This window comes from Streptomyces sp. NPDC046977 (genome assembly GCF_040644455.1).
Taxonomy (GTDB): Bacteria; Actinomycetota; Actinomycetes; order Streptomycetales; family Streptomycetaceae; genus Actinacidiphila.
Map to the genome: position 1 here is coordinate 207,651 of NZ_JBEYWO010000016.1, position 13,408 is coordinate 221,058.

At 71.0% G+C, this 13,408-nt stretch carries 15 protein-coding genes; 11 read left to right on the plus strand and 4 right to left on the minus strand.

The features are described from left to right. Positions 1 to 33: 33 nt before the first annotated feature. Genes ABZ883_RS23755 through ABZ883_RS23770 form a run of 4 tightly spaced genes read left to right on the plus strand, consistent with a single transcriptional unit; the run spans position 34 to position 3,240 of the window. On the plus strand, positions 34 to 828 hold the full coding sequence (locus ABZ883_RS23755) for an ABC transporter ATP-binding protein (protein WP_360909161.1): 795 nt from the start codon (positions 34 to 36) through the stop codon (positions 826 to 828). Continuing rightward, positions 815 to 1,723, plus strand: a complete 909-nt coding sequence (locus ABZ883_RS23760; RefSeq protein ID WP_360909163.1) for an ABC transporter permease — start codon at positions 815 to 817, stop codon at positions 1,721 to 1,723. Before ABZ883_RS23755 ends, ABZ883_RS23760 begins: the two co-directional genes overlap by 14 nt. Before the next feature lie 4 nt (positions 1,724 to 1,727). After that, the gene (locus tag ABZ883_RS23765; protein WP_360909165.1) at positions 1,728 to 2,495 is read left to right on the plus strand and encodes a sirohydrochlorin chelatase; all 768 of its coding nucleotides are present in this window, start codon (positions 1,728 to 1,730) and stop codon (positions 2,493 to 2,495) included. Positions 2,496 to 2,550: 55 nt separating this feature from the next. After that, positions 2,551 to 3,240, plus strand: a complete 690-nt coding sequence (locus tag ABZ883_RS23770) for a DUF6882 domain-containing protein (protein ID WP_360909167.1) — start codon at positions 2,551 to 2,553, stop codon at positions 3,238 to 3,240. A 692-nt stretch (positions 3,241 to 3,932) separates the two neighbouring features. Here the strand turns inward: ABZ883_RS23770 and ABZ883_RS23775 are convergent. Both ABZ883_RS23775 and ABZ883_RS23780 read right to left on the minus strand, forming a co-directional pair. Then, entirely contained in the window at positions 3,933 to 4,979 is a 1,047-nt protein-coding gene (locus ABZ883_RS23775; RefSeq protein WP_360909169.1) for an NAD-dependent epimerase/dehydratase family protein, read from the minus strand. Continuing rightward, positions 4,976 to 5,650 carry an epimerase gene (locus tag ABZ883_RS23780; RefSeq protein ID WP_360909171.1) on the minus strand — a complete coding sequence of 225 codons (675 nt, stop codon included), beginning with the start codon at positions 5,648 to 5,650 and terminating at the stop codon, positions 4,976 to 4,978. The genes ABZ883_RS23775 and ABZ883_RS23780 overlap by 4 nt, the downstream gene beginning before the upstream one ends. Positions 5,651 to 5,771: 121 nt before the next feature. Between ABZ883_RS23780 and ABZ883_RS23785 the strand changes: the two genes are divergently transcribed. Continuing rightward, positions 5,772 to 6,353 (plus strand): TetR/AcrR family transcriptional regulator, encoded by a 582-nt coding sequence (locus ABZ883_RS23785; protein ID WP_360909173.1) that lies wholly within the window; start codon positions 5,772 to 5,774, stop codon positions 6,351 to 6,353. Positions 6,354 to 6,497: 144 nt separating this feature from the next. Beyond that, positions 6,498 to 7,529 carry a hypothetical protein gene (locus tag ABZ883_RS23790; RefSeq protein ID WP_360909175.1) on the plus strand — a complete coding sequence of 344 codons (1,032 nt, stop codon included), beginning with the start codon at positions 6,498 to 6,500 and terminating at the stop codon, positions 7,527 to 7,529. A 51-nt stretch (positions 7,530 to 7,580) separates the two neighbouring features. Here the strand turns inward: ABZ883_RS23790 and ABZ883_RS23795 are convergent, their stop codons facing one another. Then, a complete protein-coding gene (locus tag ABZ883_RS23795; protein WP_360909177.1) occupies positions 7,581 to 8,237 on the minus strand; it encodes a TetR family transcriptional regulator in 657 nt (218 codons plus the stop codon). 140 nt (positions 8,238 to 8,377) lie between these two features. Between ABZ883_RS23795 and ABZ883_RS23800 the strand changes: the two genes are divergently transcribed. After that, positions 8,378 to 9,067, plus strand: a complete 690-nt coding sequence (locus tag ABZ883_RS23800; protein WP_360909178.1) for an MBL fold metallo-hydrolase — start codon at positions 8,378 to 8,380, stop codon at positions 9,065 to 9,067. Between the two features lie 294 nt (positions 9,068 to 9,361). Continuing rightward, on the plus strand, positions 9,362 to 9,499 hold the full coding sequence (locus ABZ883_RS23805) for a hypothetical protein (protein ID WP_360909199.1): 138 nt from the start codon (positions 9,362 to 9,364) through the stop codon (positions 9,497 to 9,499). Positions 9,500 to 9,558: 59 nt separating this feature from the next. Here ABZ883_RS23805 and ABZ883_RS23810 read toward each other — a convergent pair whose 3' ends face one another. Next, positions 9,559 to 10,161, minus strand: a complete 603-nt coding sequence (locus ABZ883_RS23810) for a PadR family transcriptional regulator (RefSeq protein WP_360909180.1) — start codon at positions 10,159 to 10,161, stop codon at positions 9,559 to 9,561. Positions 10,162 to 10,255: 94 nt separating this feature from the next. On the opposite strand from ABZ883_RS23810, the gene ABZ883_RS23815 reads away from it, so the two are divergent. The 3 genes from ABZ883_RS23815 to ABZ883_RS23825 all read left to right on the plus strand — a co-directional run. After that, positions 10,256 to 11,626 (plus strand): carotenoid oxygenase family protein, encoded by a 1,371-nt coding sequence (locus ABZ883_RS23815; RefSeq protein ID WP_360909182.1) that lies wholly within the window; start codon positions 10,256 to 10,258, stop codon positions 11,624 to 11,626. A gap of 323 nt (positions 11,627 to 11,949) precedes the next feature. Then, on the plus strand, positions 11,950 to 12,972 hold the full coding sequence (locus ABZ883_RS23820; protein WP_360909184.1) for a helix-turn-helix domain-containing protein: 1,023 nt from the start codon (positions 11,950 to 11,952) through the stop codon (positions 12,970 to 12,972). Between the two features lie 186 nt (positions 12,973 to 13,158). Next, positions 13,159 to 13,408, plus strand: a 250-nt coding sequence (locus tag ABZ883_RS23825; RefSeq protein ID WP_360909185.1) for a hypothetical protein, incomplete at its 3' end; no start/stop codon positions are given.

Here is a 13,408-nt window from a genome sequence, read left to right on the forward strand (position 1 = left end):
CCCGCACGCCCAGCCCCCAGGAGGTGACGTTCCATGGCCACCGCACTCAGCACCCAGCCCGCCGTGACGGACGAGACGGCGCCCTACGCCGCCCGGCTCGCGCACGTCTCGAAGTCCTTCGGCCGCTCCGGCGCGCAGGCGCAGGTGCTGGACGACATCAGCATCGATGTCGCGCCCGGTGAGTTCGTCTGCCTCCTGGGGGCCTCCGGCTGCGGCAAGTCCACCCTGCTCAACCTGGTCGCCGGACTCGACCTGCCGTCCGCCGGGGAGATCGCCACCCCCGGCGGGCGGCCGGCCCTGATGTTCCAGGAGCACGCCCTGTTCCCGTGGCTGACCGCGGGCAGGAACATCGAACTCGCCCTGCGCATGCGCGGGGTGCCGCGCGCCGAACGGCGGCCGGAGGCCGAACGGCTGCTGGAGCTGGTCCGCCTGGGCGGCGCCCACGGCAAGCGGGTGCACGAACTGTCCGGCGGCATGCGGCAGCGCGTCGCGCTCGCCCGCGCCCTGGCGCAGGACAGCCAACTGCTGCTGATGGACGAGCCGTTCGCGGCCCTGGACGCCATCACCCGGGACGTCCTGCACGAGGAGCTCACCCGCATCTGGGCGGAGAACTCGCTGTCCGTGCTCTTCGTGACCCACAACGTGCGGGAGGCGGTACGGCTCGCGCAGCGCGTCGTGCTGATGTCGTCGCGGCCCGGCAGGATCTCCCGCGAGTGGCGGATCGACATCCCGCAGCCCCGGCGCATCGAGGATTCCGCCGTCGCCGAACTGTCCGTCGAGATCACCGAGCACCTCCGTGGGGAGATCCGCCGTCATGGCCAGCACTGAGACCAAGGCAGAAGGCTCCGCCGGCGCGGCCCGGTCCGCGACGGACCTGGCGGGCCTCGGGGCGGGCCTCGACGCGCTGGAGACGCCCTCCGAGCCCCGGGTCCCGCTCGGCCGCCTCCTGCGCGAGAAGGCCCTGCCGCCCGTGCTGGCCGTAGCGCTGGTGCTCGTGGTCTGGCAGCTCGCCTACCACTTCGAGGTCAAACCGCACTACCAGCTGCCCAGCCCGGCCGACGTCGGCCGCGCCCTGCGGGACAAGTGGCTCGACGGCACGCTGCTCGGCTACGTCTGGACGAGCCTGTCGCGCGGCGCCCTGGGCTTCCTCGCCTCCGTCGTCATCGGCACGCCGCTCGGCCTGCTCGTGGCACGGGTCAAGCCCGTGCGCGCGGCGATCGGGCCGATCCTGTCCGGGCTCCAGTCGCTGCCGTCGGTGGCATGGGTGCCCGCGGCCATCATCTGGTTCGGGCTCACCGACGCCACGATCTACTGCGTCGTGCTGCTCGGCGCGGTGCCCTCGATCGCCAACGGCCTGGTCGCGGGCGTCGACCAGATCCCGCCGCTGTTCCTGCGGGCGGGGCGGACACTGGGCGCGGGCGGCCTGCACTCCGTACGCCACGTCCTGCTGCCCGCGGCCCTGCCCGGCTACCTCGCCGGCCTCAAGCAGGGCTGGGCCTTCTCCTGGCGCTCCCTGATGGCCGCCGAGCTCATCGCCACCTCGCCCGATCTCGGCATCGGCCTCGGCCAGTTGCTGGAACAGGGCCGGGAACTGTCCGACATGCCCACCGTCCTCGCCGCGATCCTGCTCATCCTCATCGTGGGCATCGGCATCGAACTGCTCGTGTTCGCCCCGCTGGAACGGCGGGTGCTGCGCAGCCGCGGCCTGTTCGCGCGGGGGTGACGCGATGGCTCCCGCTTCCCCCGTCCTGCTCGTCATCGCCCACGGCAGCCGCGACCCGCGGCACGCCGCGACCGTGCACGCGCTCACCGGACGGGTCCGGGCGGCCCGCCCCGGCCTGCGGGTCGAGACCGCCTTCCTCGACCACTGCGCGCCCAGTGTGCCGCAGGTCGTGGACCGCCTCGCCGCGGACGGCGTACGCGAGACGGTGGCCCTGCCACTGCTGCTGACCCGGGCCTTCCACGCCAAGGCCGACATCCCGGCCGTACTGCGCGAGGCGACGGCCCGGCACCCGCGGCTGCGGATGCACCAGGCCGGGGTCCTCGGCCCCGCACCGCTGCTCGTGACCGCCCTGGAGCGGCGGCTGTCCGAGGCCGGGCTCGGCGGCGGCGACCGCGGCCGGACCGGGATCGTCCTGGCATCGGCGGGCTCCTCGGACCCCGAGGCGATCGCGGTGATCGCGGACATCGCCCGGGAGTGGCGGCGCACCGGCTGGCAGGCCGTACGTCCCGCGTTCGCCGCGACGGTCCCCGGGTCGCCGCCCGGCACCGCCGACGCGGTGCGCGCCCTGCGCGCCGAGGGCGTCCGGCACATCGCGGTCGCCCCGTACGTCATCGCCCCCGGCCGCCTCCCCGACCGGATCGCGCGCGGCGCGCGCGAGGCCGGCGCGGACGTCCTCGGCGATGTGCTGGGCGATGCCCCGGAGATGGCGCGACTGCTCCTGCGCCGCTTCGACGAGGCCCTGATCCCGCGCCTGTCCCTGGCCCTGGCCTGAGGCACCGCGCCCCCGGGGGCCGGGCGCACGGGGCCGGTGCGTAAAGTCCCCTGCCATGACCAAGGAGTTCGGCGAAGCGTTCCTCGACGAGGCGGAGCGGCATGCCGCGTGGGGCGCGGAACAGCTCGGCGCCCTGACGGCCTTCCTGCCGGAGGGACCGTGGACGGCGGACCTGCCCTCCTGCGTCTACCGGCAGGGGGACGTGGAGCTGCGCGTCGCCGTGCTGGGCACGTACGACGAACAGGAACGCTCCTGGATGTGGGGCTGGGCCAACCCGGGACTGCGCGGCACCCCGATGGTCTCGCTCACCGAGGAGGCCGAGCGCTTCGGACGGGCCCACGGGATCGGCGAGTTCACGTCCGGCGTCCTGGACCTGTCCGGCTTCGCCGACCCGCGCCGCGCCGCGGAGACCCTCGCCTTCGCGGGGATGGGCGTCGTCCGCGCCGCCGGCTACATCGGGGTGTCCGCGGGGCCGGGCACGCGGGTCTACTTCCTGCCCGACGACCCGCGGGTCCCGCGGGCCGCACTCGACCCCGTCGCACTGGCAAGGACACTGCTGACCGCCACCGGGCTCTTCGGCCGCTCCCCGCGCCGCCTGGTGACCGGCTACTTCGAGCATCACGGCGCACCGTGCCGGGAGAGCGAGCACCAAGTCGTCGCCGGGCTGCCCGGCGGCGACACGGCAGAGGTCGACTTCGACAGCCTGGGCCGGATATCGGGCGTCCGCGTCACCGCGCGGCGCTGACAGGCGCGGCTGCCGCGCATCGGGACCAGACCGTGCCCCGCCCGCCCGACATCAGGCCTGCCTACGAGCCGGATACAGAGCGATGGCCCGGACGCCGGCGGTCCAGGCGTGCAGCGACATGGCCGAGGTCGACCTCGACGGCGTGGGCCGGATTGCAGCCCGTACGCTGCCGCCGCGCTCGGTAAGCGTGCTGACGGCAGGCCGAGGCCATGGCCCCCGCGTCCACACGCGTCATGCCGCCCGGCGGCGACGCGGCAAGGTCGACTTGGACCGCGTGAGCCGTACAGCCGCCCGCGTCACCGCATGCCGCTGACGAGCACGGCGGCCCGGGCCCGCCGGCCCAGGACGCGTTCGGCCTTCGCCACCGAATGCACATGCCCGCGACCCACGTACGGACCCCCAGGTCAGACCATCCGGCCACGCCACCCCGGGACGAGACCGTGCGCCGCCAGGCTGCGGGCGCAGTCGGTGAGCGTGCTGACGGCAGGCCGAGGCCATGGCCCCCGCGTCCACACGCGTCAGGCCGCCCGGCGGCGACGCGGCCGAGGTCGACTTGGACCGCGTGAGCCGTACAGCCGCCCGCGTCACCGCATGCCGCTGACGAGCACGGCGGCCCGGGCCCGCCGGCCCAGGACGCGTTCGGCCTTCGCCACCGCGTGCAGATGCCTGCGGCCCCGCGACGGACCCCCGGGTCAGGGCGTCGAGCCATGCCGCCCCGGGACGAGGCCGTGCGCCGCCAGGCTGCGAGCGCAGTCGGCGAGTGTCGTGACGGCGGCCCGGGTCCGCCAGCCCAGGACGCGTTCGGCCTTCGCCGCCGAGTGCAGGTGCCTGCGCCCCAGGTACGGGGCCACGGCCCGGACCCCCGGGTCCAGGCGGGCCATGAGGCGGACGGCGAGGTCGGGGAGGGCACGGGTGGGCACCTTCCGCGCGGCGTCGCCGAGTTCGTCGCGCAGCACCTGGGCCATCTGCGCCATCCACAGGAACTCACCGGTCGCGACGAACCGTTCACCTGCCGCCTCGGGTGCGGTCATGGCCCGGATGTGCAGGTCCGCGAGGTCGCGTACGTCGACGACCTCGAAGCCGATGCGCGGGGTGCCGGGCATGCGACCGGCCAGCAGGCGCTCCACTACCCGGACGGAACCACGGTTGGCGGCGCCGAGCACCGGGCCGAACACGGCGCCCGGCAGGATCGTGGTCAGGGCGGCCGCCCCGGCGTCGCCCGCCTCGGCGAAGCGCCAGGCGGCGCGTTCCGCGACGGCCTTGGACCTGCGGTAGCCGTTCAGCGTCGGGTCGTCGGTGTCGGTCCAGCGGGACTCGTCGCTGACGCTGTCGGCAGTGGCGAGCGGGGGCGACGCGGCCGCGCACGCGGAGGTCATCACCACCCGCTTCACGCCCGCGCCCACCGCCGCGCGCAGCACCCGCAGGGTGCCGTCACGGGCCGGGCCGATCAGGGCGTCCTGATCGCGCCCGGTCTCCGTGCCCAGGGGAGAGGCCACGTGCAGGACGCGGTCGCAGCCCGCGACCGCCTCGTCCCAGCCGGCGTCGGAGGTGAGGTCCGCGACGGCGAACGTGAGGCGGCCGCCCGGTTCCACGGCCCTGGCGACGGCCTCCCGTACGGCGTCGCGGCGGGACGGGGAACGGACCGTGGTGCGCACCTCGTAGCCGCGCCGCAGCAGTTCGACGACGCACCAGCCGGCCACGAAGCCCGTGCCGCCGGTGACCAGGATCGACTCCGTCATGCCTTCTCCCCCTCCGCGGCGGCCGTGTTGATGTCCGCGCTCGTGAGCACCCGGGGGCCGTCGCCGCCCCGCCGGGTGACCGCGAGCGCGGCGCGGCCGATGGCGGCCGTCGTGGTCGTGTGGCGCGGGAACAGCCGCCGCAGGACGGGGTAGGTCCACGAGGTGGCCCCGTAGAGCAGTCGGCTGGTCCGCGACCTCGGGCGGGCGCCGTCGCGGGGCCGGATGTAGCCGGGGCGGAAGACGTAGGTGCGCAGGGGCAGCGCCAGCAGCTCGTCCTCCGCGCGGCCCTTGACCCGCGCCCACATGGTCCTGCTCGCGCTGTCGGCGCTCGCACCCGAGACGTAGACGAAGGTCAGGTCCTCGGTGCGCGGCAGCAGCACACGGGCGGCGGCCAGGGCGTAGTCGCGGGTCACGCGGGTGTAGTCGGCCTCGGTCCGCCCGGCGGAGGGAACTCCGAGGCAGAAGAAGCAGGCACCGGCGCCGGCGAGTTCGTCCGCGACGTCGGTGAGATCGGCGAAGTCGGCGGGCATGACCTCGCGGAGTTTGGGGTGCCGGGTGCGCAGCGGCCGCCGCACCACGGCGACGACGCTCTCCACCTCGTCGTCCAGAAGACAGGCCCGCAGGACGCCGGTGCCCACCATGCCCCCGGCACCGAACACGACGACCTTCACGTTGCTCCCTCACGGAGTGGGATCAGATAAACGGAGGATTCCTCCGGATGACTGTACGGAGGAATCCTCCGTTTAGCAACGGGGTAGGTTGACCCGGTCGCAGGAGGCCACAGGAGGCACGATGAGCGAAGCCCGACCGATGCGCGCGGACGCCCGCCGCAAGCGGGAGGCGATCCTCGCCGCGGCCGGCGAGGTCTTCCTCGAACGCGGCATCGACGTCGCGCTCGACGAGATCGCCCGGCGGGCGGGCGTGGGGATCGGCACGCTCTACCGGCACTTCCCGACCCGCGAGGCACTGGTGGTCGGCGCCTACGTGCACCACATGGACATGCTCTGCGACGAGGTCGACGGCCTGCTCTCCGAACTGCCCCCGGACAAGGCACTCGTGACCTGGATGCAGCGCTTCATCGGCCACGCGGCCGAGCAGCCCGGCATGGCCGTCGCGCTCAAGGCCGTCGTCCACGCGGCCGACTCCGAGGCGGTCCGCGCGGGCCACGAGCGCGTTTTCGCCGCCCTCCGCACGCTTCTCGACGCGGCCGAACGGGCCGGCACGATCCGCCCCGGCGTCTTGGCCGACGACCTGGCCGGCGCCCTGAGCGGCTTCAGCCTCATCACCGGCCGCCCCGGCTCCCGAGAACGCTCCGACCGCCTCGTCGCCCTCCTCGTCGACGGCCTCCGGCTCGGCGCCCCCGGCCCGCGCTGACGGGAGTCGCGTGGACACCACCGGCACACATCTCTGACCGCTTCCTGACATCGCCTCACTACCGTCCCGCGCATGCGCACGCCTCATCACCGCTCACGCGGTCACCAAGACAGCCCTGCCAGGAGCCGTCGGCACACGATCGGCATGTCCGTCGCGATGTCGGCGGCCGTCGTCGCACTGGTCGCACCCGCCGCGGCCGCGAATGCCGCACCCAGCGGCACTCGGGTGGCGGCGGGACCGGACACCGTCACCACCCATGCCGGCGCCACAACCGCACGCGAGCACCACCGGATCAGCGCCTACTGGACCCCCGAGCGGATGAAGCTGGCGGGCGCCATGGTCCCCGAGATCACCCCCGTGCCCGAGGACGACAACACGCCGGACGACCCGCGGCCGCTTCCCGCGAACACGCCGGACCCAGGGGCCGTGTGGACACACGGCGGGGCGGTGGAGAAGAACGTCGGCCGCCTGTTCTTCACCTTCTCCGACGGCTACGACGGCAGTTGCACCGCGACGGTCGTCGCCGGCGCCAACCGCAGTACCGTCATCACGGCAGCACACTGCCTGAGAAGTGTCGGATCGCCTTCCGCCGACGACACCTGGAATCACAACTTCTACTTCGTGCCCGGTTACCGCAACGGCACGAAACCGCTCGGCGGCTTCAGCGTCGAGGCCATGGCCACCTCCTCCCGATGGAACGCCGATCCGGACACCACGGAGTCGTCGGACGTCGCCGCCGCCGGCTACGACACGGGACTTCTCGTCGCGAACCCCACTGCCGGCGGGCACCCGATCGCGGACGTCACCGGAAGCCAGCGCATCGGGTTCGGGCGGCCCGTCGAGGACGCGTTCCTCCACGCCTTCGGGTACCCGAACTACGGACTCAACGTGCCCGGGGACCCGTACGTGGGATCCCGCATGATCCACTGCGCGGGTACGAGCCACCCCGGCCCCAAGGTCCCCCTGCTGTGGGGTGAGACCTGCGACATGTCGGCCGGTTCGAGCGGAGGCCCCCACCTGGCCGACTTCGACACCGGCACGGGCACGGGCACGGGCACCGTGGTGGGCGTCACCACCACCGACGAGGAACTCGCGGGCGGTCAGGCACCCATGCTCTACGCCACGCGTCTCGGCGAGAGCGCGCACCGGCTCTACACCTGGGCGCAGTCGCGGTAGAACCTCCCGCCCCGCCGCACGCCGGCGCCCCCGGCGTGCGGCGGGGACCCGCTATTCGGCGCGCCATCGTGCGGCCAGTGCCGGCCCCACCTGATCGAGGTACGCGGCTGTCAGGGTGCGGATCGCCTCGACGCTGCTGTCCGGACCGGTGGCCCAGGTCCGGCTCGTCACCCGCAGGACCCCGCCGAACATCGCCACGGCGACACGCGGTCTCGGGTCCGTCTCCATGTCGACCCCTTCCCGCTCGGCGATGACGCGGGCGAGTTCGTCCTCCAGGTCGGCGGACCGCCGCAGATGGGCGGCGAGCAGCGAAGGTGTCGACTCGATCATGTGGAAGGTGCGCATGTGCAGGTCGGCGGGGATGACCTCGACCGACTCACCGAGGGCCTCCCAGCCGGCCAGCACGGCCTGCCGCAACGCGTCCATGGGGCCTTCGTGAGGCGGGCGTTCGCGCACCGCCGCGAGGAAACGGGCCTCCGCGAGGCCCTGGGTGAACAGGGCCACGTCCTCCTTGCCCGCGAAGTAGCGGAAGAAAGTGCGCTGGGAGACGTCGACGGATCGGACGATCTCGTCCACCGTCGTGGGTTCGTACCCCCGGATGGCGAAGAGCTCGAGTGCGGCCCGCACCAGCGCGTCCCGGGTCTGCTGCTTCTTCCGCTCACGCAAGCCGGCCACAGGTGCGGCCGATGTGGGCTCGGTGGTCTCCATGGGCTCCCTCTGCTGAGCTGGCAGGCCGACCCGGCCTGACCCGGGACCAGTGTGACAGACTCTGCCTCATGTCAGCGATTGCCAACTGGCAGTGACTGACATATTCTTGGAGGCGGTCGGACACAACCGAAGGACACACCGTGCTGATTGCCGGTTTCCCCGCCGCATGGGGCACCAACTGCTACGTGGTGGCACCCGCAGCCGGGGAGGAATGCGTCATCGTCGACCCGGGCCACCAGGCGACCGAAGGTGTCGAGCGCATCCTCGCCGAGCACCGCCTCAAGCCGGTCGCCGTGGTTCTGACCCACGGCCACATGGATCATGTGGCCTCGGTCGTCCCTGTCTGCGGAGCGCACGGCGTAGCGGCGTGGCTGCATCCCCGTGATCGCCACATGCTGACCGACCCGGAGAAGGCCCTCGGCTTCTCCATCGGCGCTCGCCTGCTCGGTGAACTCGCCATCGGCGAGCCGGACGACGTGAAGGAGCTCACCGACGGCACCACTCTTCACCTTGCCGGCCTCGATCTGTCGGTGAGTCACACTCCTGGTCACACCAAAGGTTCCGTGATCTTCACGCTCCCGGAGTCGGAGCAGATGCCTCAGGTCGCCTTCACCGGCGACACGTTGTTCGCCGGAGCGGTCGGACGTACCGACATGCCCGGCGGCGACAGGGAAGAGCTGGTCGAGTCACTGAAGCGGGTGTGCCTGCCGCTCGACGACTCGACAGTGGTACTGCCGGGGCACGGGCCCCGGACGACCATCGGACGCGAGCGCGCCACCAATCCGTTCTTCTCACAGACCACAGCCAGGCTTCCACGGCGCACCATGTGACGGACGCACGTCCGGGACTTTCCGGACCGGAGCACCATAGGAGAAGAGCACTGCCCGCCGCCGCGATACTCGACACATTTGCCGTCGGCGCCGCCGATTTCGTCGCGTCCGCTCCGACAGCGCACACCGGGGGGCAGCACAGAGCACCGCCACCTGCTCCGCAATTCCGGGTAGGCGCCGTCTGTTCCTTCGACTTCGACTTCTCCACCGAGGTGTCCTGCGGGCTGCTGAGTTTCGGGGACGTGCGCCACCACTGCCCGGACCGCGCCGACGCCGCCATGTGCCCGAGCACCCGTGGCGTCACGCTCAAGAACGCGTTCCTGTACGGAACACGGCGGCCTGACCCCCAGCCTCAAGCTCAAGCGGCCCGTCGTGGAACGCGAGTTCAAGGACCTCATCGACGCCATGTACTCCGGCGCGAGGGAGGAGTGAGCGGGCGGACCGGGAGGCGAGGGTCCGGGCCGATCGCGGGGCGGCTTCACCAGGAGGCGCTACGTCGGGCGTCGATCGCCGGGTGCGGCCCCCGGTGGATCCGTGGGTTCCGCGGCCAGCTCACGCCAGAAGTCGATGATCATTCGCTCGAAACGCAGCCCCACCTCCAGCGTGGCCCGCTGGGGCGAACCCTCCTCGGTCTTGCCGGAGGACACCAGCCTTCGATACTCCGCGAGCCGGTCCTCATGGGCCCGGATCTGCTCCGCGGCGAGCCGGACCACAGCATCACTCGCGTCGCCGCCGCCGGCCGTGCCGACCTCCCGAAGCCGGTCGGAGGGCTGGAAATAGAGTCGCAGCAGCCCCTCGTCGTGGATCTCGGTTATCGCCTGCGTGGGCGTCGTGAGCCACCGGTGCAGTGCCCGTCGCCCTTCGTCGGTGATGGACAGCGTGCGGCGGCGCCGCCCGCCCTCCTCCTGACGTTCGACCACCAGGCCGCGCCGCACCAGTCGCCCGGTCTGCTCGTAGAGCTGCGAGCGGGGGAAGGACCAGAAGTAGCCGATGCTCTCCCGGATGCGCTGGTCGAGCTGGTACGGGGTGGCCCCGTCGTACCTGCTCAGCAGGCCGAGCACGACGTACGCGCTCATCGGGAGGTCACTGGGCATGGCTGTCTCCTGGTCCGGATGGTCTGAACCTCAATATTCCAATCTGGAACGTCCACACCGTACCGTGGGTTGGTACGGTCGGAAGGGAATCAGTGTGACCAGTGTGAATTTCACCAACCGGTACCTCGTCGCGGGCAACTACGCCCCTGTCGCCGAGGAGGTGAGCGCCTCCGACCTCCCGGTCACCGGCGAGTTGCCGCGTGAGCTGAACGGCCGCTACCTGCGCATCGGGCCGAACCCGCGGGGCGAGGTGGACCCGGCGACCCATCATTGGTTCAACGGAGCCGGGATGGTGCACGGCATCCGGCTCCGGGACGGCAGGGCCGAGTGGTACCGCAGCCGCTTCGTCGAGAGCGAGCAGGGCGCGCCGAACACCAACGTCCTCAGCCACGGCGGGCGCATCCTCACGCTCATCGAGGCCGGCAGGCCGCCGGTGGAGATCAGCCCCGACCTCGCCCGCATGGCGATCTGGGACTGTGACGGCGCGCTCAGCCGGGGCTTCACCGCCCATCCGAAGGTGGATCCGACCACCGGCGACCTGCACGCCATCACGTACAACCTGCGGCACAGTTCGCTTCGGTACGTGGTGCTCGGGGCCGACGGCAAGGCCAGGCACAGCAGTGACATCGAGGTGGACGACGGCCCGATGATCCACGACATGGCGCTGACCGAGACCCGTGTCGTCGTGCTCGACCTCCCGGTCACCCTGGCCGCCGCCAAGCGGCTCGCACAATCCGGCGGCCCCATGACCAGGTTGCCCCTCGTCTGGGACGACCGTCACGCGGCGCGGCTGGGAATCCTGCCGATCGGCGGGACCGCTGATCACGTGCAGTGGATCGAGGCGCCGCGCAGCTTCGTCTTCCACGTCCTCAACGCCTTCGACAACGCCGACGGCTCGCTGACGATGGATGTCGTCCGGTACGACCGCATGTTCGTCCGCGACGTGTGGGGGCCCGGTGACGCCGAGCCGACGCTGGTGCGCTGGACGGTGAACCCGGCCCTGGGCACCGTGAGGGAAGAGGTCATCAGCGAGTACCGGGTCGAGTTCCCGCGGATCGACCCGGCGCTGACCGGTCGGGCACACCGCTACGGATGGTTCGCCGGCTTCAGCGCACACGGCCTGATGATCACTGACGACGTGGAGCGCGATGCCACCGACGGTTTCGGCACCGGCCCCCTGGTCAAGGTCGACACCCGTACCGGCGGCACCAGCGTGCACGACTACGGCCCCGGACGCGTCACGATGGAGCCCGCGTTCGTACCGCGGCCGGACGCCGTGAGCGAGGACGACGGGTGGATCCTCTCGGTCGTCCACGACGCGAACATCAACCGTGCCGAACTGGTCGTCCTGGACGCCGCCGACCTCACGGCCGCTCCGATCGCGCGGGTGCACCTGCCCAGTCGCGTGCCGTTCGGCTTCCACGGCAACTGGATCGACGACAACGAGATCACGAACCGTTCCTGACAGGTTCCGGATATCTCTCGGCCACAGTCGACCGGCATGGCCGGTTGGGAAGTGGCGCGAGCAGTCCCAGGGGCCACCGTGGGCCGTCGACGTCCGGAACGGTCCCGGGCGGGCGTTGCCCGCCAACCGCACGGCCCCTCATCGCATGTGTGGCGCGCTGCCCCGCGCACCTGACAGCTCGCGATGAGGCCGATTTTCCCAGCATTTCTCCCCGAGACCTCGGGTTTCGCCGTAAAGGGATCGTCCCGCACGAAGAGAGCGAGTGGACAAGTGCAATCTTCGGTTCTCAGGGATGATCCCTTAGTTTTTGCAGGAGGGTACTCATGAACGTCAGCCAGGCCGGCCGGCGTGCAGGTTCCACACAAGGCCACCGCACTGCCATTGAGTACGAGAACTCCCTGAGCTTGACCGCCGCGCAGACTCAGAATGCCGAGCAACTTTTCACGGCATGGTCGCGCGGCCCGTTTTCGCACCTCTCGAAGCTTGCCATACCTTCTGCCGCCACACCTCACGGATTCAACCTCAGGGCACGTGGCCACCTTGTCGACGGCATGCTGTCGGCACACGTGTACAGCGATGCCCTGACAGGGACGTCCGGAAGCCATCTGGACGAGGACCCGGTGGTCGCCAACGTCGTGACCTCAGGATGGGCAGAATTTGAGTCGGGCAGGCAGAGGCACCTTGTCGGACCTGGACAGATCTGCATTCGCGACACGAAAGCATCATGGAGCTTCTCCTGCGCGCCGGCGACGACCGGGCATGTCGTCTCGATTCCGCGAAGCCTTGTGATTCCGCACATCGGTTCGCCGAAGGTGCTCAACCAAGGGCACATGGCCGACGCGAACACGCCGGAGGTCCGGTTCCTCACCTGCTTCCTGCGGGGCATCGCGAACAACAGCGACGATTTCGCGGAGTCGGCCGTCGCGCGAACCATGGCGCGGGACGCCTGCGCCCTGCTGCTGTCAGGCATCATTTCTCCGCGCCCCGGACAGGCCGACGAGTACCGAAGCGTTCTCCTGCGAGCGGCGAAGGACGTGGTGGAAAACAACCTGGAGAACCCGGAGCTCTCTCCTCGATTCATAGCCCGAGCTGTCGGGGTTTCCCTCCGGACGCTTCACCGCTATTTCGCGGAGGCGAACGAATCGGCCATGGAGTTCGTTCGGCTCCGGCGCGTGCAAAAGGCTCACGACGAGTTGCTGCGCCAAGGTGACGTGATCAGGCTGTCGGACATCTCGGCACGCATGTGCTATTCCGATACGAGTCACTTCATCAGGCACTTCAAATCGGTCTACGGCGTCACGCCCGCCGCATATGTAAAAGAATTCCGGAAATCCAGTTCCGTGTGACAGGCACCGCCGCACCGGCGGGACTCCCCACCTCGGGCCGAGGACCCGCGGGGCCGGCAACCGACAACGACGCCGACGCACTTCAGTGACGTTGATCTCAGCAGCTCCGGCCGGCCCGGCACGCGGATTCCGGAACCGGCACCCACGTTCAATTCGTTCAGGGTGATTTGGAATACTGTAGGCGCCTTGTTCGCCGCCCATGCCCGATGCCGCCGCCGAACGGCGTCGGACGAGAATGTGTACATTGATATCGATGGCCACAACGTGGGCGCCCGGGACGTGAATTGGCCGTACGGAATCGGCGCTCAGCGCCTGCCCGACCGACCGAAGACCACCATCATCAAGGAGAGACCTCAAGTGGCCGAGCTGTTCTACGACGACGATGCCGACCTGTCCATCATCCAGGGCCGCAAGGTCGCGGTCATCGGCTACGGGA

What these genes read in the sequence shown, in the direction of transcription:
- ABZ883_RS23755 (WP_360909161.1), top strand. Translation starts at nt 34, where the DNA reads ATGGCCACCGCACTCAGCACCCAGCCCGCCGTGACGGACGAGACGGCG.
- ABZ883_RS23760 (WP_360909163.1), top strand. Translation starts at nt 815, where the DNA reads ATGGCCAGCACTGAGACCAAGGCAGAAGGCTCCGCCGGCGCGGCCCGG.
- ABZ883_RS23765 (WP_360909165.1), top strand. Translation starts at nt 1,728, where the DNA reads ATGGCTCCCGCTTCCCCCGTCCTGCTCGTCATCGCCCACGGCAGCCGC.
- ABZ883_RS23770 (WP_360909167.1), top strand. Translation starts at nt 2,551, where the DNA reads ATGACCAAGGAGTTCGGCGAAGCGTTCCTCGACGAGGCGGAGCGGCAT.
- ABZ883_RS23775 (WP_360909169.1), bottom strand. Translation starts at nt 4,979, where the DNA reads ATGACGGAGTCGATCCTGGTCACCGGCGGCACGGGCTTCGTGGCCGGC.
- ABZ883_RS23785 (WP_360909173.1), top strand. Translation starts at nt 5,772, where the DNA reads ATGAGCGAAGCCCGACCGATGCGCGCGGACGCCCGCCGCAAGCGGGAG.
- ABZ883_RS23790 (WP_360909175.1), top strand. Translation starts at nt 6,498, where the DNA reads ATGTCCGTCGCGATGTCGGCGGCCGTCGTCGCACTGGTCGCACCCGCC.
- ABZ883_RS23795 (WP_360909177.1), bottom strand. Translation starts at nt 8,237, where the DNA reads ATGGAGACCACCGAGCCCACATCGGCCGCACCTGTGGCCGGCTTGCGT.
- ABZ883_RS23810 (WP_360909180.1), bottom strand. Translation starts at nt 10,161, where the DNA reads ATGCCCAGTGACCTCCCGATGAGCGCGTACGTCGTGCTCGGCCTGCTG.
- ABZ883_RS23820 (WP_360909184.1), top strand. Translation starts at nt 11,950, where the DNA reads ATGAACGTCAGCCAGGCCGGCCGGCGTGCAGGTTCCACACAAGGCCAC.